Source organism: Pseudonocardia nematodicida (assembly GCF_040105385.1).
GTDB classification, from domain to species: Bacteria; Actinomycetota; Actinomycetes; order Mycobacteriales; family Pseudonocardiaceae; genus Pseudonocardia; species Pseudonocardia nematodicida.
Window position 1 is genome coordinate 768,473 of record NZ_JBEDNQ010000001.1, and the last position, 18,877, is coordinate 787,349.

16 protein-coding genes are annotated in these 18,877 nt (G+C 74.2%); 3 read left to right on the forward strand and 13 right to left on the reverse strand.

All coding sequences use genetic code 11. The features are described 5' to 3' along the window. Nucleotides 1-10 precede the first annotated feature (10 nt). Nucleotides 11-1,705, reverse strand: coding sequence for a flavin-containing monooxygenase (locus WIS52_RS03555; protein WP_349296611.1), 1,695 nt, complete (start codon nt 1,703-1,705; stop codon nt 11-13). Between the two features lie 23 nt (nt 1,706-1,728). Beyond that, nucleotides 1,729-2,670, reverse strand: a complete 942-nt coding sequence (locus WIS52_RS03560) for an alpha/beta hydrolase (RefSeq protein WP_349296612.1) — start codon at nt 2,668-2,670, stop codon at nt 1,729-1,731. 150 nt (nt 2,671-2,820) lie between these two features. On the opposite strand from WIS52_RS03560, the gene WIS52_RS03565 reads away from it, so the two are divergent. Then, nucleotides 2,821-3,918 carry a helix-turn-helix domain-containing protein gene (locus tag WIS52_RS03565; RefSeq protein ID WP_349296613.1) on the forward strand — a complete coding sequence of 366 codons (1,098 nt, stop codon included), beginning with the start codon at nt 2,821-2,823 and terminating at the stop codon, nt 3,916-3,918. 10 nt (nt 3,919-3,928) lie between these two features. On the opposite strand, the gene WIS52_RS03570 is transcribed toward WIS52_RS03565, so the two are convergent. Further along, on the reverse strand, nt 3,929-4,783 hold the full coding sequence (locus tag WIS52_RS03570) for an LLM class flavin-dependent oxidoreductase (protein ID WP_349296614.1): 855 nt from the start codon (nt 4,781-4,783) through the stop codon (nt 3,929-3,931). 88 nt (nt 4,784-4,871) lie between these two features. Next, complete coding sequence (locus WIS52_RS03575) at nt 4,872-5,504, reverse strand: dTDP-4-dehydrorhamnose 3,5-epimerase family protein (RefSeq protein WP_349296615.1); 633 nt, start codon at nt 5,502-5,504, stop codon at nt 4,872-4,874. A 146-nt stretch (nt 5,505-5,650) separates the two neighbouring features. Between WIS52_RS03575 and amaB the strand changes: the two genes are divergently transcribed. Both amaB and WIS52_RS03585 read left to right on the forward strand, forming a co-directional pair. Further along, nucleotides 5,651-7,177 carry an L-piperidine-6-carboxylate dehydrogenase gene (gene amaB / locus WIS52_RS03580; RefSeq protein WP_349296616.1) on the forward strand — a complete coding sequence of 509 codons (1,527 nt, stop codon included), beginning with the start codon at nt 5,651-5,653 and terminating at the stop codon, nt 7,175-7,177. Between the two features lie 446 nt (nt 7,178-7,623). Then, a complete protein-coding gene (locus WIS52_RS03585) occupies nt 7,624-9,648 on the forward strand; it encodes a DEAD/DEAH box helicase (RefSeq protein WP_349296617.1) in 2,025 nt (674 codons plus the stop codon). Between the two features lie 51 nt (nt 9,649-9,699). Here the strand turns inward: WIS52_RS03585 and WIS52_RS03590 are convergent, their stop codons facing one another. The 9 genes from WIS52_RS03590 to WIS52_RS03630 form a co-directional block, all read right to left on the reverse strand. Beyond that, nucleotides 9,700-10,566: an ABC transporter permease gene (locus WIS52_RS03590; RefSeq protein WP_349296618.1), complete on the reverse strand. Its 867-nt coding sequence runs from the start codon at nt 10,564-10,566 to the stop codon at nt 9,700-9,702. Beyond that, nucleotides 10,566-11,405, reverse strand: a complete 840-nt coding sequence (locus tag WIS52_RS03595; RefSeq protein WP_349296619.1) for an ABC transporter ATP-binding protein — start codon at nt 11,403-11,405, stop codon at nt 10,566-10,568. Before WIS52_RS03595 ends, WIS52_RS03590 begins: the two co-directional genes overlap by 1 nt. Nucleotides 11,406-11,443: 38 nt before the next feature. Beyond that, on the reverse strand, nt 11,444-12,502 hold the full coding sequence (locus WIS52_RS03600) for an ABC transporter substrate-binding protein (protein WP_349296620.1): 1,059 nt from the start codon (nt 12,500-12,502) through the stop codon (nt 11,444-11,446). A gap of 124 nt (nt 12,503-12,626) precedes the next feature. After that, complete coding sequence (locus tag WIS52_RS03605; RefSeq protein WP_349296621.1) at nt 12,627-13,562, reverse strand: alpha/beta fold hydrolase; 936 nt, start codon at nt 13,560-13,562, stop codon at nt 12,627-12,629. Continuing rightward, nucleotides 13,559-14,596 (reverse strand): amidohydrolase family protein, encoded by a 1,038-nt coding sequence (locus tag WIS52_RS03610; RefSeq protein ID WP_349296622.1) that lies wholly within the window; start codon nt 14,594-14,596, stop codon nt 13,559-13,561. Before WIS52_RS03610 ends, WIS52_RS03605 begins: the two co-directional genes overlap by 4 nt. Continuing rightward, nucleotides 14,593-15,708, reverse strand: a complete 1,116-nt coding sequence (locus tag WIS52_RS03615) for an amidohydrolase family protein (protein ID WP_349296623.1) — start codon at nt 15,706-15,708, stop codon at nt 14,593-14,595. Before WIS52_RS03615 ends, WIS52_RS03610 begins: the two co-directional genes overlap by 4 nt. Then, a complete protein-coding gene (locus tag WIS52_RS03620; protein ID WP_349296624.1) occupies nt 15,705-16,271 on the reverse strand; it encodes a Rieske (2Fe-2S) protein in 567 nt (188 codons plus the stop codon). Before WIS52_RS03620 ends, WIS52_RS03615 begins: the two co-directional genes overlap by 4 nt. A gap of 70 nt (nt 16,272-16,341) precedes the next feature. Continuing rightward, nucleotides 16,342-17,307, reverse strand: a complete 966-nt coding sequence (locus tag WIS52_RS03625) for a LysR family transcriptional regulator (protein ID WP_349296625.1) — start codon at nt 17,305-17,307, stop codon at nt 16,342-16,344. Nucleotide 17,308: 1 nt separating this feature from the next. After that, nucleotides 17,309-18,844, reverse strand: a complete 1,536-nt coding sequence (locus tag WIS52_RS03630) for a sensor histidine kinase (protein ID WP_349296626.1) — start codon at nt 18,842-18,844, stop codon at nt 17,309-17,311. Nucleotides 18,845-18,877: the final 33 nt, after the last annotated feature.

Below are 18,877 nucleotides of genomic sequence, written 5' to 3' on the forward strand. Positions count from 1 at the left end.
GGCTCAGGGCTCAGGGCGCGGCCGCGGCCGCGAGGACGTCGGCGAAGGTGGCGCGTGCGACGCCGGTGAACCCGCCGGACGTGGCCGCGCCGCCGGTACCGCGGGCGAACCCGTCGTAGTCCCGGTTCGCGACCGCGTCGCAGATCAGCCGGTAGGTGCCGACGCCGCCGACGTAGGGATAGAGGCTGCGTGGCTTGCCCGGGATGTTCGCCCCGACCCACCAGGAGTTCGCCCGGGGCAGCAGGGTCGCCGCGGTGACCTCGTCGTGGTGGTCCACCCAGTCGTCCTCGGCGTCGGGCAGTGCCTCGATCGTGTCGAGCCCGTGGGCCCGCTGGTCGCGCAGGCAGTCGGTGATCCAGTCGACGTGCTGCTCGATGGACACCGGCATGTTGCTCAGCACCGACGGGCTCTGCGGACCGGTGATCATGAACAGGTTCGGGAACCCGTGCGTGGCGACACCCAGGTAGCTGCGCGGCCCGTCGGCCCACTTGTCGCGCAGGTCGCGCCCGTCCCGGCCGCGGATGCCGAGGGTGAACAGCGTCCCGGTCATCGCGTCGAACCCGGTGGCGTAGACGATCGCGTCCACCTCGTACTCGGCGTCCGCGGTGCGCACCCCGGTCGGGGTGATCTCGGAGATCGGCACCGTCCGGACGTCGACCAACGTCACGTTCTCCCGGTTGAAGGTGTCGTAGTAGCCGTTCTCCAGCGGCGGGCGCTTGGTGAAGAACGGGTGGTCCCGGGGCGAGAGCAGCTCGGCGACGGCCGGGTCGGTGACCCGCTCGCGGATGCGTTCCCGCAGGAACTCCGCGGCGGTCTCGTTCGCCTTCTCGTCGAGCAGCAGGTCGTTGAACGTGGTCCCCAGCCGGAACCCGCCGGTCTCCCACGCCTCGGTGAAGATCTGCCGGCGTTCGGCGTCGCTCACGGACAGCGCCGAGCGGTTCTGCGTGTGGTAGGGGAACCCGAAGCCGGTCTCGCGGGTGGTCGCCCAGATCTCGGTGTAGTTCTCCTTGATCCGCCTGCCGTCCTCGTCGTCCATCGGCCGGTTGCCGCCGGCGATGTCGTAGTTCGCGGTGCGCTGCAACACGTAGAGGTGCTCGGCCTGCTCGGCGATCTCCGGGACGACCTGTACTGCGGTGGCGCCGGTGCCGATGACGGCGACCCGCTTGCCGGTGAAGTCGACGCCGTCGTGCGGCCACAGTCCGGTGTGGAACGACTCGCCGCGGAAGCTCTCCCGGCCCGGGAACTCGGGCAGGTTCGTCGTGGACAGGCACCCGACGGCGGTGATCAGGTAGGTCGCGGTGACCCGGTCGCCGGCGTCCGTGGTGACGGTCCAGGTGCCGTCGCCGTCGCCGTACTCCGCGGCGACCACGCGGGTCCCGAACCGGATGTCGCGCCGCAGGTCGTAGCGGTCGGCGACGTGGCTCAGGTAGCGCAGGATCTCCGGCTGCGCGGCGAACCGCTCGCTCCAGGTCCACTCCTGCAGCAGGTCCTCGGACAGCCGGTCGGAGAAGCTGTAGAAGTAGCTCTCCGAGTCGCACCGGGCGCCCGGGTAGCGGTTCCAGTACCAGGTGCCGCCGACGTCGTCGCCGGCCTCGAACACCACCGCGGACATCCCGAGGGTGTCGCGGAGCCGGTGCAGCATGTAGAGCCCGGAGAACCCGGCGCCGACGACGACGGCGTCGAACTGCGGCTGTGCGGTGGTCATGGCTCCTCCTCGTGTGGGTGCGCTCAGGCCCCGGTGAGCTCGTCCGCTCCTGCGAACCCGCGCCGCAGCGCGTCGTGCAGCGCGGTCGCCGCCCGCAGCGACACCGCCGCCTCCGGGACGAGCGCGGCGAAGCCGTGGAAGGTCCGCGGCCAGCAGTGCAGCTCGGTGGGTACGCCGGCGACCAGCAGCCGGCGCGCGAACTCCAGACCCTCGTCGCGCAGGCAGTCGAGCTCGTTGACGGTGAGGTACGTGGGCGGCAGCCCGGTCAGGTCGGCCATCCGGGCCGGGGCGGCGTAGCCGTCCGCCGGGGCACCGCCGAGGTAGTAGCGCCAGCTGTGCACGGCCTGCGCGGTGTTCCAGACGACGGTGTCGGCGCCGGTGCGCATCGAGTGCGTGTCGAGCCGGTCGTCGAGCTCGGGTTCGATCAGGGCCATCAGCACCGGGGCCGGTCCGCCGCGGTCGCGGGCGTACAGCGCGGTGGTCGCGGCCAGCCCGCCGCCGGCGCTGTCGCCCAGCAGCGCGATCCGGGCGGGGTCGGCGCCGAGCTCCGGTGCGTGCGCGGCGAGCCAGGTCAGCGCGGCGTAGCAGTCCTCGGCACCGGCCGGGTACGGGTGCTCCGGCGCGAGCCGGTACTCCACCGACACCACGACGGCGCCGGTCGCGCGGACGATCGCCGCGTTGGCGCCGTCGTCGAGGGCCACCGAGCCGATCGCGAACCCGCCGCCGTGGATGTCGAGCACCGCCGGGCGGGGACCGGCACCGGCCGGCTCCGCCGGGGCCAGGATCCGGACCCCGACGTCGGGCGCACCGGCCGGGCCGGGCACCAGCCGGTCCTCGACGCACACCCCACTGAGATCGGCCGGGACCGCGACGACCAGGTCGTCGAACAGCCTGCGGGTCCGATCGAGGTCGGCGAACGACAGCGGGGGGATCAGCGCGACGGCCTCGGCGAGCTCGCGATCCACGACGACCCCTCCCCCGTGAGTGACTCCGGTCACACCATGCTCCGCGACCGTCGGGTGCGGCGCCACCCGCCAACCGGCGCCCGTGCACGCGATCGCGCTAGCCGGTTGGCGGTTCCCGGTCACGAAGGGACGCCCGTAGCGTGACCGGGCATGCGGGCGCTGTTGCTGCGGCTCTCGGCACTGGACGCCGACGCCGAGGGGGCGGTGCGGGTCATCGCCGTGTACGACCGCCTCGTGCAGCAACGACTCGGGCCCGCCGCGCTGGTCCGGGCGACCGCCCGGCTGGCCGAGTGCCCGGCCGGGGTCACCGACGAGCAGGGCCGCACGCTGCTGCGGTGCGCGCCGGACGGCCGCCGGCTGGACGGGCACCGCCCCGGCTGGGCCCAGGCCGCCGACGTCGACGGCGGCGGGGAGGTCTGGCTCGAACGCCCGGACGGGCCGCTGCCCCTCGATCCGATCGTGCTCGAGCGCTGCGCCGCCGCGGTCGCCATCCGGCGGGGCCGGCAGGACGGTGCACCGGGGCTCGGGGACCCGGCCCTGCTCGGCCTCGTGCTGGACGGCGACACGGACGACCACGAGCGCGCCCGGGCGCTGCAGCTGATGGGCCTGGATCCCGCGCGGCAGGTCCGGGCGGCGGCGATCCCGGCGCCCGCCGACGAGCTCCCGGCCGCCCGTCCCGGCGGGCTCGGGCACGCCCCGGTCGACGGGCGGCACGCCGTGCTCCTGCCGGGCGGGACGTCGCGCGCGGGGCCGGCCGGGCCCGGCCCGGACCTGCCGCCCGGGCGCGCGGGGATCGGACCGGTGACCCGCGCCGACGAGGTGTGGCGGTCCTGGCAGCGGGCCCGCGTGGCGTTGCGGTTCGCGATCGACCCGCCCGCGGTGCCGGGCGCGCGCTGGCTGCACGGCGGTTCGCGGGTCCACTGGGACGATCTCGGCGGGTTCGCCGCGCTCGCCGAGCACGTCCCGCCGGAGGCGATCGCCGAGGTGCCCGACGTGCGCGCGCTCGACCGGGTCGTCCGCCGCCGCGGCGGGCACCTGACCCTGGCCACCCTGCACACCGTGTGCGTGACCGAGTCGGTCCGCCTCGCCGCGAAGGCGATGCACCTGCACCACAGCACCGTCGCGTCCCGTCTCGGGCGGGCCGAGGCCGACCTCGGCTTCGGGGTGCGGTCGGGCGCCGGGCGGAGCCGGCTCGCCGTCGCGCTGACACTGCGTCAGCTGCGGGAGCCGGCCCCGTCCCTCCCGTGAGCCCGGACGGTCAGAGCACCACGTCGGCCAGCCGGGAGACCTGGTCGAGGTCGGCGACGCCGGGGACGAGCACCAGCTCGTCGGCGCCGATCTCGGAGAAGGCCGCGACCGTCGTCCTGATCGCGTCCGCGTCGCCGGAGAGGTTTCCCGAGACCAGCCCGGCGAAGTCCTCGCCACCGAAGCTGTAGTAGTCGTGCACCGCGGCCCGGCCGGCCTCGGCGTCGCCGAGCGCGTAGTAGGCCAGCGCGACCATCCGGGGCTCGCCCTCGCGACCGGCGCCGGACCAGGCGGCCCGGAACCCCGCGAACGCGTCCACCACCATCGACGCCGGCACCGACCCCGCGATGTAGCCCTCGCCCTCCCGGGCCGCCCGAGCCATGGCGGCCTCGCTCTGCGCCCCGAACAGCAGCGGGACCCGGCGGGTGCTTGCCGGCACGGCCGGGTTCGGCCCGCCGCCGACCGGGCGGCCGTCCCAGACCTCCTTGTAGTGCTCGATGTCGGCGTCGAACCGGCGGCCGCGCCCGGCGGTGCCCAGCCCGGGGACGACGAAGTCGTCGGGACGCATCCCGGCCGCGATCCCGAGCGTCAGCCGGCCCCCGGACACCCCGTCGATGCCGGCGGCCTCCTTGGCCAGCAGCTGCGCGGGCCAGCTCGGGGCGAGGAGCACGTGGCTCAGCAGCCCGATCCGCTGCGTCGCCCCCGCGGCGGCTGCCAACGCGACGGTGTCGCTGACCCCGGGGTACGCGTAGCGGCCGACCGTGCCGAGCGTCGAGAAACCGGCCTCCTCGGCGCGGGCCGCCCAGCGCGGGATCAGCGTCGGGTCGACGTCGCGCACCTGGTTCGGCAGTCCGATTCCGATCTTCATGGCATCCCCTCGTCACGTTCCCCACCGGCCGGCGGTGCCACCGGCGCCATCCGTTCTAGCGGACCGGGCCCGTGCCGCGGCGCAACGCTCAGCCGCCGGCTCCGGCAGCGTGCCGAGGGCTACCCGCGCGCAGCCGCGTGTAGTGCTCCGCGCAGGCCCGGTGGGTGGGCAGCAACCCCTGGTCGACGGCGTCGGCGAGGCCGGGGGCGACGGTGTCCTTCGGTGACAGCACCGGCGCGAGATCGTCGCGCCACGGCAGGGCGAGCTCCGGGTCGAGCGGGTGGATCCCGTGCTCGCGCGACGGGTCGTAGGGCGTCGAGCACAGGTAGCCGACGACCGTGCCGTCGGTCAGCGCCTGGAACGCGTGCCCGAGCCCCTCGGCCAGGAAGACCGCCCGCGGCGCGGCCGCGTCGAGGTCGACGACCGTGTGCCGGCCGAAGGTCGGCGACCCGACCCGGATGTCGACGACGACGTCGCGGATCGCCCCGGCCGCCACGTGCAGGTACTTCGCCTGGCCGGGCGGCACGTCCGCGAAGTGCACGCCGCGGATCACCCCGGCCTGCGACACCGAGTGGTTGACCTGGGCGACCGGCAGGTCGTAGCCGAGCGCGCCGGCGAACGCGGCGGCCTGGAACGGCACGGTGAAGGTGCCCCGGTCGTCGGCGAACGTGGTGGGCTCGAACAACCACGCGCCGTCGATCGGTAGCGGTACTGCTCTCACTGCTGTCCTGATCCTCCCTGGCGGCCGGTGGCCCGCCGTCGTCCGCACAGTCTGCGCGCGACGCGGCCGGGCGGCGCCACCCGGTCTCGCACCCCGGGACCGGGCAGGATCGGCGGCACCGCACACCGCTGGAGAACGGAGAGCTGATGACCGACCACACCGCCTCGCTGCCCGGCACGGACGAGCTGCGCCGGCGTGCCCTCGACGCGCTGCGGCGGGTGGGCGCGTCGGTCCCCGCCGGTACCGGGCTGTCGGCCCGGTCCCCGATCACCGGGGAGACGCTGCTGGACCTGCGCGCCGACACCGCCGACGACGTCGGCCGGGCCGTCGACGAGGCCGCCGAGGCGTTCGCCACCTGGCGGACCACTCCCCCGCCGGTCCGCGGCGAGCTGGTCCGGGTCCTGGGTGAGCTGCTGCGCGAGCACCACGGGGACCTCGCCGACCTGATCACCATCGAGGCCGGGAAGATCCGCTCCGAGGCCCTGGGCGAGATCCAGGAGATGATCGACATCTGCGACCTCGCGGTCGGGATGTCCCGGCAGCTCTACGGCCGCAGCATCGCCTCCGAGCGGCCCGGCCACCGGCTCGCCGAGACCTGGCACCCGCTCGGCGTGGTCGGGGTGATCTCGGCGTTCAACTTCCCGGCCGCGGTGTGGTCGTGGAACACCGCGGTCGCGCTGGTCTGCGGCGACACCGTCGTCTGGAAGCCCAGCGAGCTCACCCCGCTGATCTCGATCGCGGCGAGCCGGCTGCTGGACCGCGCGATCGAGCGCACCGGCGCGCCGGCCGCGGTGCACCGGCTGCTGCTCGCCGGGCGGGACGGCGGCGAGGCGCTCGTCGACGACGCCCGGGTGGCGCTGCTCAGCGCCACCGGCTCGACCCGGATGGGCCGCGAGGTCGGCCCGCGGGTGGCCGCCCGGTTCGGCCGGTCGCTGCTCGAGCTCGGCGGGAACAACGCCTCGGTGGTCACCCCGTCCGCCGACCTGGAGGTGACGCTGCCGGGCATCGTGTTCGCCGCGGCGGGGACGGCCGGCCAGCGCTGCACGACGCTGCGCCGGCTGATCGTGCACCGCGACGTCGCCGACGAGGTGGTCGACCGGGTCGCCGCGGCGTACGCGCGGCTGAACGTCGGTGACCCGTTCGACGAGAAGACGCTCGTCGGCCCGCTGGTGAACGAGCGGGCCGCGACCGCGATGGCCACGGCGCTGGATCGGGCCGCGGCCGACGGCGGCACGATCGTCGCCGGCGGGAACCGGCTCGGCAGCGGCGGCGGTGTCTTCGTCGAGCCGGCGCTGGTGCGGATGCCGGGCCAGACCGCGGTCGTCCGGGAGGAGACCTTCGCCCCGATCCTCTGGGTGCTGACCTACGACACGTTCGACGAGGCCGTCGCGCTGCACAACGACGTCCCGCAGGGCCTGTCGTCGTCGATCTTCACCCGGGACCAGCAGGAGGCCGAGCGCTTCCTGGCCGCCGACGGCTCGGACTGCGGCATCGCCAACGTCAACATCGGCACGTCGGGGGCCGAGATCGGCGGGGCGTTCGGTGGCGAGAAGGAGACCGGCGGCGGGCGGGAGTCCGGGTCGGACGCGTGGAAGGCCTACATGCGCCGGGCCACGAACACGATCAACTACTCGGACCGGGTCGCGCTGGCGCAGAACGTCAGCTTCCTCTGATCGTGGGTCCGGCCGTGCCGGTCCGGGCACGCGGGCGGCGTCGCGGACGTCCTGATCGTCGACGTGATGCCCGGTCGAACCCGCGCCCGCGTCCGGCTAGAATCCGAGGCGGCGTCCCGGATTCCCGTGCGGCGCGGGGTCCCTGGCCGCGACGACCGTCACCGCCGGGCCCCCGGTCGGATCACATCCGGCGAGGAGCCCACTGCGGCTCCTCCCCGTGACGCCCACCCGACTGCAGCACCTCGTGCTGCGAGACCGTACGCGGCTGCCCTGCCGCGACCCCGAGGAGAAGGTTCTTGGCACGACGAGGCCGGCCCCGGACCGCGACCCGCCGCGACGCACCGCGCAACCGACGGCGCGACGGCGACGGCGGCGCCAAGGCGGACATCATGTCCGTCCTCGCACGCTCCGTCCGGGAGGTCCGGGCCGGGCTCCGGAACGGCCGCGTGACCTCCGAGACACGCACCAGGTTCCAGGCGGTCGCGCTGCTGCTGCGGACCGAGCGCGCCCGCGTCCTGACCGGCACCGAACGCAGCGAGGCGCGACGGACCGAGCGGCTCAAGCGCCTCGACGGTCTCGCGACGACGCTGGCGACGACCGCTGTCCGCGACGGGGCGCTCCTCGCGCTGCTGTCCGAGGACGCCGTCTTCTCCGACGAGGCCCGCACGCTGGCCCGGGACGTGCTGCGCAGCGCGGGGATCGAGCCGGGCCCGGAGACCGCCGAGCTCGAACCCGCGCCGGCCGAGCCCGCCGCCGAGCCCGCCGCGCCCAAGGTGGTCCCGCAGTCGGTCGTCTCGCGGCAGATGGCCAACCCCTTCCTCGCCCCCGACTTCTCGGCGGCCCGGCCGGCCACCAGCCGTCCGACCCCGCTGACCGGCTGGGAGCTGCTCGAGCCGCTGCTCCGGTCGTTCGAGCGCGCGGGTGCCGGCGCCCCGGCGTGCATGGCGCTGCCCGAGCCGTCGCCGCGGCGACGGCCGGACGGCCCGGAGCCCATGCCGCACCAGGCGCGGCTGATCGCCGCGGCGGAGGCCGGACACCGGACGTTCCTGCTCGCCGACGAGCCGGGGCTGGGCAAGACCGCGCAGGCGCTGCTCGCGGCGGAGGCGGCGGACGCCTACCCGCTGCTGGTCGTCGTGCCGAACGTCGTGAAGACGAACTGGGCGCGTGAGGCGCAGCGGTGGACGCCGCGGCACCCCGCCACGGTGGTCTACGGCCAGGGTGACTCGATCGACGGCTTCGCCGACATCGTCGTGGTCAACTACGACGTCCTCGACCGGCACTCCGGCTGGCTCGGCGAGTTCGGGTTCCGCGGGATGGTCATCGACGAGGCGCACTTCATCAAGAACAAGGGCTCGCAGCGCTCCCGGCACGCCCTCGAGCTCTCCTCCCGCATCCGGTCCTTCACCCCGCGCCCGCTGCTGATGGCGCTGACCGGCACCCCGCTGATCAACGACATCGAGGACTTCCTCGCCATCTGGGAGTTCCTCGGCTGGATCGACGAGAAGAAGCCGCTCCCGGACCTGATGAACGCCCTGACCGCGACCGGGCTGACCCCCGCCGACCAGCGCTTCTACGCCGCTGCGCGGCAGTGCGTGGTCGACATGGGCATCGTCCGGCGCCGGAAGGTCGACGTGGCCGCCGACATCCCGGCACGGCGGATCGCCGACCTCCCGGTCGAGCTGGACGGGCCGGTCGGCCGCTCGATCCGGGCCGCCGAACGCGACCTCGCCCGGCGGATGGTCACCCGGTACTCCGACGCGCTCGCGCACCGCCGCGGCGGCGAGGGCAGCGGAGTCGAGGGCATCGGAGTCGAGGGCATCGACCACGACCTGGTGCGCCAGGTGGCCAAGTGGGAGCAGAAGGACGCGGTCAACGCCGCCGGCGGCGAGAACGTGTTCGGCACGATGCGCCGGATCGGCCGGGCGAAGGCCGCGCTGGCCGCCGACTACGCCGCCCAGCTCGTCCGCAGCGCCGGCAAGGTGGTGTTCTTCGCCAAGCACGTCGAGGTGATGGACGTCGCCGAGGAGACCTTCGCCGAGCGCGGGATCCGGTTCTCCTCGATCCGCGGTGACCAGACGCCGTCGGTCCGGCAGCGCAACGTCGACGCGTTCGTGACCGATCCCGACGTCGGCGTCGCGGTGTGCTCGCTGACGGCGGCGGGTGTGGGGATCAACCTGCAGGTCGCGTCGAACGTCGTGCTCGCGGAGCTGTCGTGGACCGATGCGGAGCAGACCCAGGCCATCGACCGGAGCCACCGCATCGGCCAGACCGAGCCGGTCACCGCGTGGCGCATCATCGCCGCGCAGACGATCGACGCCCGGATCGCGGAGCTGATCGACGGCAAGGCGGGCCTGGCCGCCGCGGCACTGGACGGGTCCGACGAGGAGGTCGGGTCGTCGGCCGACGTGCAGCACGAGGCGCTCGTCGCGCTGCTGACCGAGGCGCTGTCGGCGGGGCCTCACGCCGGATGAGGCACGGGGCCGGTCCCGCGACGGCGGTTCCGGCCCCGTGCCCCGATCCGATCAGACGCCGGTCGACACCGACTCGTGCCACGGGATGACGAGTTTCTTGGTCATCGTCACCGCGGCGTAGAGCAGCGATCCGAGCACCGCCAGCAGCACGATCACCGCGAACAGGCGTGGCGCGTCGAGCGCGTTCAAGCTGGACACGACCAGGTAGCCCAGCCCCTCGCTGCCACCGAGGTACTCCCCGACGATCGCCCCGATCACCGAGAACACGATCGCCACCTCGGCGCCGGTGAAGACGTAGGGCAGCGTGGAGGGCAGTTCCAGGTTGCGGAACGTCGACCACCGGCTCGCGCCGAGCCCGCGCATCACGTCCCGGTGCCCCCGGTCCACCGAGCGCACCCCGAGCATCACGTTCAGCATGATCGGGAAGAAGGCCAGCAGCGCAGCCATGATGACCTTCGAGGTCGGCCCGAAGCCGAACCAGATCACGAAGATCGGCACGAAGGCGACCTTCGGCACGACCTGCAGCGCCACCAGCGCGGGCTGCACCGCGCGCTGCAGCCACTCGACCCGGCCCAGCACCGCGCCGATCGTCACCCCGCAGACCAACGCGATCCCGAAGCCGGCCAGCACCTCGAACAGGGTGATCCCGATGTGCCCCCAGATCTGCGGGCCGGAGAACAGCTCCACCAGCGCCCCGGCGACAGCCGCCGGCGCCGGCAGGATGAACTCCGACACGCCGATCACCGAGACGGTGAACTGCCAGGCGCTCAGCAACAACAGCAGCAGCACGGGCCCGCTGATCCAGGGCAGGCGGCGCATCCAGGGCGACTCGCCGTCGGGCCCGTCGGGGGCGGCGGCCGCCGCGGTGTTCGCCGTGTTCTCCGCGCCGGTGGCCCGGGTGGGTTCGGTCGCGACCATCAGTCCTCCAGGTCCAGTTCGGTGCGCAGGTCGCGGACGATCCCGCCGAACTCCGCGGATGCCTCGGTCTCGGCCGAGCGCGGGCGTGGGAGGTCGATCCCGGTGATCGACCGGATCCGCCCCGGACGCGGCGTCAGCAGGACGACCCGGTCAGCGAGGAACACCGCCTCGGTGATCGAGTGCGTCACGAACACGACGGTCGCCCCGGACTCCGCATGGATCCGCTGCAGCTCCAGGTTCATCCGGTCGCGGGTCATCGCGTCCAGCGCGCCGAACGGTTCGTCCATCAGCAGCACGGACGGATCGCAGGCCAGCGCGCGGGCGATCGCGGCGCGCTGGCGCATCCCGCCGGACAGCTCGCGGGGGTGCGAGTCCTCGAAACCGCTCAGCCCGACGGTGCCACACAGCTCGACGGCCCGGGCGCGTCGCTGCGCCTTTCCGACGCCGCGCAACTTCAGCGGCAGCGCGATGTTGTCGGCGACGGTGAACCAGGGGAACAGGTTCGCCTCCTGGAAGACCAGGCCGAACTCCGCGAACACCGCGTCGTTGCGGTGCCCGGACACCCAGGCCGACCGGCCGCCGGCCTCCACCGTGCCCGCGGTCGGTGCGAGCAGTCCGGACAGGATCCGCAGCAGTGTGGTCTTGCCGCAGCCGGAGCGCCCGACCAGCGAGACGAACTCGCCACGGCCGATGTCGAGGTCGATGCCGGACAGCGCGTGCACCTCGCCGCGCCGCGTCGGGTAGATCTTGTCCACTCCGGACACCCGCAGGCCGACCGCCCGGTCGCGCACGGTCGGGGCCTCTGCGGACGTCAGCGCCGGCACCGTCTCCTGGGTCATCGGTCCTCCGTCGGTTCCGGTCGGCCGGGCCGGGGCGCTCACTGCGTCCCCGCCGGCGCGAGCGAGGTGTCGAGCCATTCGGCGGGATCGAGACCGGCCGGCAGCTGCCCGATCCCGACGACCTCCTCGTAGGTCGCGGCCCACCGCTCCGGCGACACCCCGACGAGCGAGTCCCCGGCCGTGAAGGCGTCCACGTAGGTCCCGAGGGCCTCCTGGGCGACCTCGGGGTTCGAGAGCGCCGGGACCTCGTACTTCGATCCGATCAGCTCCGTGGTCTCGGCGAACCCGCTCTCCCGGTCGGCCACGATGAACTGCATGGCCTCGTCGATCGCGGCGAGGTAGCGGCGCAGCTTGTCCTGCGTCTCGGGGTCCTGGGCCTGCGCCTGGGAGGTCGCGTACATCTGCGCGCCGGCGGTGATGTCGTCGTTCGGGTCGTAGACCACGGCCTCGGGCCGGGTCTGGTCCAGCAGCACCGAGGTGTCCAGCGAGACGATGTAGGCGTCCACCCGGCCCGCGGTCAGCAGGTCGAACACGCCGGGGCTGAGCCCGACGACCTGGCGGTTAACCTCGTCCGGGGATATCCCGGCGGACCCGGCGACGAGGTCGAGGGTGATCGAGCTCGTCCCACCCTCGGACGGCGTCCCGACCAGCCTGCCCTGGAAGTCGGCGGCCGTGGTGATCGGGTTCGCCTCGGTGGAGATCATCCGGATGGTGCCCCGGCTGATCGGCTCGCCGAGCACGCTCAGCGGTGCCTCCCGCGTCCCGGCCGCGATCATGGTCTCGATGTCGCCAATCCGGCTGATCTCGGCCGAGCCGGCGAGCAGGGTCTGGATGGCGGGGGCGGAGCCCTGGGTGGCCTCGAAGGTCACATCCAACCCGTGCTCGGCGAAGATCCCGCGGGTGTCGGCGATCATCTCCGGCGCGAAGGACAGGCTCTCCATCGGCAGCACGTTCAGGAACGTGATCTCGTCCGTGCCGTCCGCGGAGCCCTCGGCCCCGCAGGCGGCCAGGGCCGCGCTTCCGACCAGGAGGGCCGCGCACATCCGGACCAGGCGTCCCGGCCCCCGGCGGTGCGGCCGGGCGGGTGTGGTGGTCATCTACCGATCTCCTCGCGTCGTTGCGGAATCACGTGCGATGCGGGTCACACGCTAGGGAGACGCCGGATCCGGGCGGAAATAGACGATCCGCCTGATCGGCATCAGTTCGATTGATACCCCCAGCTCACAGGGCCGGGGAAGGATCTCCGACGACCTGCGGCGCGAGCAGCCCGAGCAGCTCGGCGCACACCTCGGCGGGTGCCTCCTCGGGCAGGTGGTGCCCGGCCGCGAGGGCCCGGCCGGTCGCCGCGGGCGCCCACACCCGCCAGGTCCCGAGCACGTCGCCGGTGCGGCCGAGCGGCCCCCGACCGCCCCACAGGACGCGGGTCGGGCAGCCGATCGTCCGCCGCCCGCGGTCGGCCTCGTCGTCGGCGGCGTCGACGTCGAACCCCGCCCGGTAGTCCTGGCACATCCCGTGCCGCACCTCCGGGCGCTCCCAGGCGGCGCGGTACTCCGCGAGCGCCCGCGGGTCGCACACCTCGGCCAGTCCCCACGCCAGCACCGCGTCCGGGTCGGCCGCGAGCAGTCGCTCGGCGACGCCGGACGGCTGGGACAGCACGAACCAGTGCCACGCGCCGCGGGCGAACCGTGCGTCCACACCGGCCAGGACGTCAGCGGTGGGCAGCACGTCCAGCACCGCGAGCGCGCGCACCCGGTCCGGGTGGTCGAGCGCCATCCGGTAGGCGCACCGGGCGCCACGGTCGTGCCCGGCGACGGCGAACCGCTCGTGGCCGAGCCGGGTCATCACCTCGACCAGGTCGGCGGCCATCGCCCGTTTCCCGGACGCGGTCACCGGCGCGTCCGCGGGCAGCGTGCTGTCGCCGTAGCCGGGCAGGTCGGCCAGCACCACGCGGTGCTCCGCGGCGAGCCCCGGGACGACCCGGTGCCACACCACCGAGGTCTGCGGCCAGCCGTGCAGCAGCAGCACGGGTTCCCCGCGGCCGCACTCGCGGACCCGGATCCGGGCCCCCGAACCGACGACGACGTCGCAGGGCTCGCCCGGCAGCAGCGGGTTCGCCGACTGGTCCGGCAGCGGCGGATCCGGTGGAGTGCCGGTCATCCGAGCCGGTACCAGGCCGCCGCGGTGCCGCCGTGGACGGCGTCCCGCTCGGCCGCGGTGAGCGCCGCGTCGAGCCGCCCGGCGCCCGGGCCGTGATCGTGCGGGTGGTCGCCGGCATGCATCAGCAGGCCCGGGTCGAGCAGGTCCAGTGCCTCGCGGGCCTGTACCGGGTCGGCCGGCAGGTGGATCGGGGCGGTGGTGAACCGGAACCGTTCGCGCACGATCTCCGACGGCGGCCGGTTCACCCAGGGCACCTCCCGCCAGACGCCCTTCCAGTCCTTGTCGAAGCGCCAGAGCAGGGTGGGCAGCCAGGTGGACCCGCACTCGGCGACGGTCACCCGCAGGTCCGGCAGCTCGGCGAACACGCCCTCGGTCACCAGGCTCACCAGCTGCGCCTGCGCGATCACCTGCGAGTTCGCCAGGTAGTCCTCGAGGTAGGTGTGGGTGATCCCGCTGGAGTTCGGGGCGTTCCCGGCCCGGCCCCAGGCGTGCAGCGTGACGACCAGGCCCTGTGCGGCGGCGGCGCGCAGCACCGGCCGGTGCGCGATGGTGCCCCACGGGGCGTCGGTCCGGACCGGCAGCAGGACCGCGACCACCGCGGGCTGACCGCCGAGCCGCTCCAGCTCGCGGACCGCGGCGCCCGTGTCGAGGGTCGGGACCACGACCGCGACCCGCAGCCGGGGATCGCGCGCGGCCCACTCGGCCAGCAGCCAGTCGTTCACCGCGCGGCAGAGCGCCGCCTCGTAGTAGGGATTGCGGTTGGCCTGGAAGGTCGCGGTGCAGCCGAGCACCGCGACCTCGGTGCCGGCCGGGTCGAGCACCCGGTCGGCGAGGGCGTCCGCTCCGGTGACCGGGCGCCCGCCGACCCCGATCGCGGGCGGGTAGGCGCCGCCCTGGGTCGGCGACAGCGACACCCCGCCCTCGGTGACGTAGTCGTGCCAGTAGGGATCGAGGTAGGGAAGCAGGTCGGTGATCGACGACGGCACGCAGTGCACGTCGGTGTCCACGGTGCGCAGGGCGGTGGGGGCGCTCACGCCGCACCACCGGTGGGCAGGCGGTACAGGGTCCGGGCGTTGTCCCCCATGATCTTGTCCTTGAGCTCGGCCGGGAACAGCCGGGTCACCGCCTGCGGGGAGTCGAAGTCCCAGTGCGGGTAGTCGGAGGCGAACATGATCCGGTCCTCCAGGCCCAGGTGGCGGATCACGGTCCCGAGGTCGGCCGGGTCCTTCGGCTCCTCCACCGGCTGGGTGGTGAACCACAGGTGTTCGCGCAGCACCTCCGACGGGGGCCGGGTCAGGTGCGGGACGTCCTCGCGCAGCACCGACCAGCCGTCGTCGAGCGCCCACATCAGCGGCGCCGCCCAGGCCAGCCCGCCTTCGACGCACAGCAGCTGCAGGCCGGGGAACTCGGTGAACACACCCTCGCAGAGCATGCTGGTGACCAGGGCCCCCATCATGTTGCCGTTCCAGACGTGCTCCTCCAGGTAGAACGAGGGCCAGCCGGCGCCCCGGTGCTGCTCCAGCCCGCCCGTGTGCGCGGCGATCGGCAGCCCGGCCTCGGCGGCGGCGGCGTAGATCGGCCAGTAGCGCCGGCGCCCGAAGCCGGACTCCCCGCCGGTGCTCAGCAGCACCTGCACGAACCGGGGATCACCGGCCCAGCGGCGGATCTCCTCGGCGGCCAGGTCCGGCGACTCGAGCGGCACCGCGATCGAGGACCGCAGCCGTGGCTCGCGGTCCAGCCAGCACTCGGCGACCCACTCGTTGAGCGCGCGGCACAGGGCCGCGGCGTACTCCGGGGACTCCGTGCCGTAGCTCTGTCCCTGCAGCGGGATCAGCACGCCGTAGGAGATGCCGTACTCGTCGAGCAACTGCTCGCGCACCAGCTGCAGGTCGCTGCCCGGGAATGCGCCCTCGGGCCAGGCGTCGAGCCGGTAGCCGGAGTTCCGGACCCGCGGGTAGACCTCCGGCGGCGCGGGCACCCGGCTGCCGAACAGCTCGAACCGGCGACGGCTGCGGGCGTCCAGCCGGGGCAGCAGCTCGGCCGCCGGGCAGGCGGGGTGGATGTCGGTGTCGACGACGGTGGTGCGGGTCCGGCCGGCGGACCCGGCCGCCGGTGCCGCCGCCGGACTGCTGATCGTTCCGGTCATCGTCCGGTCCCTCCGGTCTCCCCGGGCGTCGCACCCGGTCGCTGTGTGGTGTCGACGACGATGTGGTCGTCCGGGCCGAACCTCTCCACGGTCACCCGGTAGGTCTCGGCGACGTAGGGTCCGGGCCGGCGCCCGCCCGGACCGGAGGCGCCGGCCGGGGCGGTGCCGGGTGCCAGATCCGGCTCGCCCTCCGGCGCCGCCGCGGCACCCCCGGCCGCCCCGGCCTCGCACTCCGCGGCCTCCACCGATACCGCGTAGGCGCGAGCCGGCGGCTCCCCCGGCCCGAGGAACGACCGGCCGGTCGCCAGGTCGTACTCCCATCCGTGCCACGGGCACGCGACCAGCGCGTGCTCGGTGTCCCGCTCGTAGTGCCCCGGACGGTCGGACCGGACCCAGGCCTGCGTCCGGCCCTGGCACAACGGCCCGCCCAGATGGGGGCAGTGGTTGTTGAGGGCGTAGAAGCTGTCCCCGACCCGGAACACCCCGATCGAGCGCCGCCCCTGGTTGACGATCCTGCGTTCCCCGGGCGGGAAGTCCGCCACCCGGCCCACCACGATCCGCATGCCGAGGACGCTATGTCGCAGGTCACTCCGGGCGGAAAGAAAGACTTGGGATGCCGGGTATCGACCGGATCTATGCGCGGGCCGGCTCGCACGCGCGGACCGGCGCGGTGGCCTCGACGAGCACCTCGCGCAGCCAGCGGTGCGCCGGGTCGGGGTCCCGCCGGGCGTGCCACCAGAGGATCTCCACGATCGGCGGCGGATCCCCGGGACAGTCGACGACGCGCAGGTCGCGACGTCCGGCGAAGCCCGCCGCCAGCCGGGCCTGCATGACCGCGACACGATCGGTCCCGGCCACGAAGTAGGGCGTCGCGTTGTAGCTGTCCACCCGCACCGCGACCCGCGGGGTGGTGCGCAGCCGGGCCATCAGCGGTCCCAGTGGCGAGCTGGCCGGGTAGGCCCCGTCGGGATGGTTCGGGACCACCCACGGCAGGCGTTCGAGGACATCGAGGGTCAGCGGGCCGGTGGCCGCCGGGTTGCCGGCGTCGAGCACGCACACCCAGTGATCACGGAACAGCTCGGCGCCGCGGATCTCGTCGACCTTGAACTCGGCCTTGGGCGCGGAGACGATGCCGTCGATCGCGCGCAGCGTCTCCGGCAGGTCGGCCGGCAGCCGGCCCTTCGCCACCCGCACGTGCAGCCGCACCGAGGGCGCCAGCGTGTGCAGTGCCCGGGAGATCTGCTCGCCGGCCGCGGCGAGCACGTAGTCCGTGGTCATGATCGTGAACTCGTGCGTGGACAGCTCCGGGCGGAACGGCGGATCCGGGGTGAACAGCCGCTCGACACCGAGGTAGAGCGGTTCCACCTCGACGGCGAGCTGGCGGCCGAGCGGGGAGAGCACGAATCCGTTGCCGGTGCGTTCGAGCAGGTCGTCGTCGAAGTGCCGGCGGAGCCGGGCGAGCGCGGCGCTGGCCGCGGGCTGGGTGATCCCGACCCGATCCGCGGCGCGGGTGACGTTCTGCTCGCGGAGCAGCTCGCGCAGGACGACGAGCAGGTTGAGATCGACGTTGGCCAGGGCGACGGCGGCGGAGCGGGGCATGTCAACGCTGTCCGGGTTCGCGGGGCGCGGTCTCGAGCCGGGCCAGCGGGACGCTCGCGCGGACGGTCCAGCCGCCGCCGTCGCGGGGGCCAGCGACGAGCTCTCCGCCCCAGCGCTCGGCGCGTTCGCGCATCGAGACCAGCCCGAGCCCCAGTCCGCCACCCGGAGGGCCGGGCCGGTCGGCGCGGTCGTCGGCGGGACCGTCGTCACCGATCTCGAGCACGAGGTCCGTGCCGGTGCGCTCGATGCCGACCCGCACCGCGTCCGGCGGGCCGTGTTTGACCGCGTTGTGCACGGCCTCCCCGATGATCCGGTAGAGGTCCTCGACGGCGTCCGGGTCGGCGTCGAGGGGCATCGCGTCGTCCGCGCGGACGTCGACCAGGAGCTCGGCGCGCGCACTCACACTGGCCGCGTGCGTGCGCACGGCACGGATCAGGTCCCGGGTCCCCGGTCCGGCCGGGCGCAGCTCCTGCACCAGCAACCGCAGATCGGCCAGTGCCCGTGCGGACAGGTCCGACAGCTCGATGGCGGCGTCCCGGACGTGCTGCGGGTCGACACCGCCCCGATCCAGCCTGCTGCGCAGCGCCCGCGCCTGCATCCGCATCGAGAACAGCTCCTGGACGACCGAGTCGTGCACGTCCCGGGCGAGCCTGCGGCGTTCCGCGGAACGCGCGTCGGCGCGGGTCTGGTCGAGCAGCCGCGCGGTGTCCACGGCGACCGCGGCATGGTCGGCCATCGCCTCCAGGAACGCCAGCGACGACGGGCTCGGATCCTCCCCCGGCTCGTAGTAGGCGTTGATCACCCCGATCGTCCCGCCGCGCACCGTCATCGGCATCGCGACGAAGGCGTCCCAGTCCGGCCGGTCCATGATCTCGTGCAGCGGCGCCCAGGCCGGGTCGGACATGATCGCCGGACGCCGGTGGGGAACCACCACCGGCTCCGCGCTGACGAACGCGCTGAGGAACCGGATGTCGGCGCCGAGCCTGCGGCACGCGCCGAGGCGGGCGACGAACTCCGGCGCGGCGCCGAAGCCGGCCATGCCCAGGACCCGCAGGTCCGCCGCCGGGTCGTCGATCGCGAGGATCTGCACCGCCGAGATGTGCGCGGTCTGCACGATCTCGCTCGCGACCGCGTCCAGGGTGCCGGCCAGCGAGCCGGCCTCGGCGACGCTGGACGCGGCGCGGACGATGGCGGTCAGCCGCTCCCGGCTGCGCAGCTCGTCGGTGACGTCGCCGAACCACACCGCGTACCCGCCGCCCGGCCGGGCCGCGCAGCGGTACTCCAGATCACGCCGCCGGCCGTCGCTGGTGGTCCAGCGCAGCAGCCGGGGCGCGCCACCGCCGTCGTCGCGGGTCACGAACGGCGACCGGCGGCCGAGCAGCTCGGCCTCGCCGATCCCGAGCAGACGGCACGCCGAGCCGTTGACCAGGGCGAACCGCTCGTCGGTGTCGAGCAGCGCGAGGCCGTCCGCGCACACCTCGACCAGGGCGGACAGCCCGGTCCCGGTCCCGACCCGGTCGGCCACATCGTCGTGCACGGGCACCATCATGCGAGATCACGCCCGTCCGGA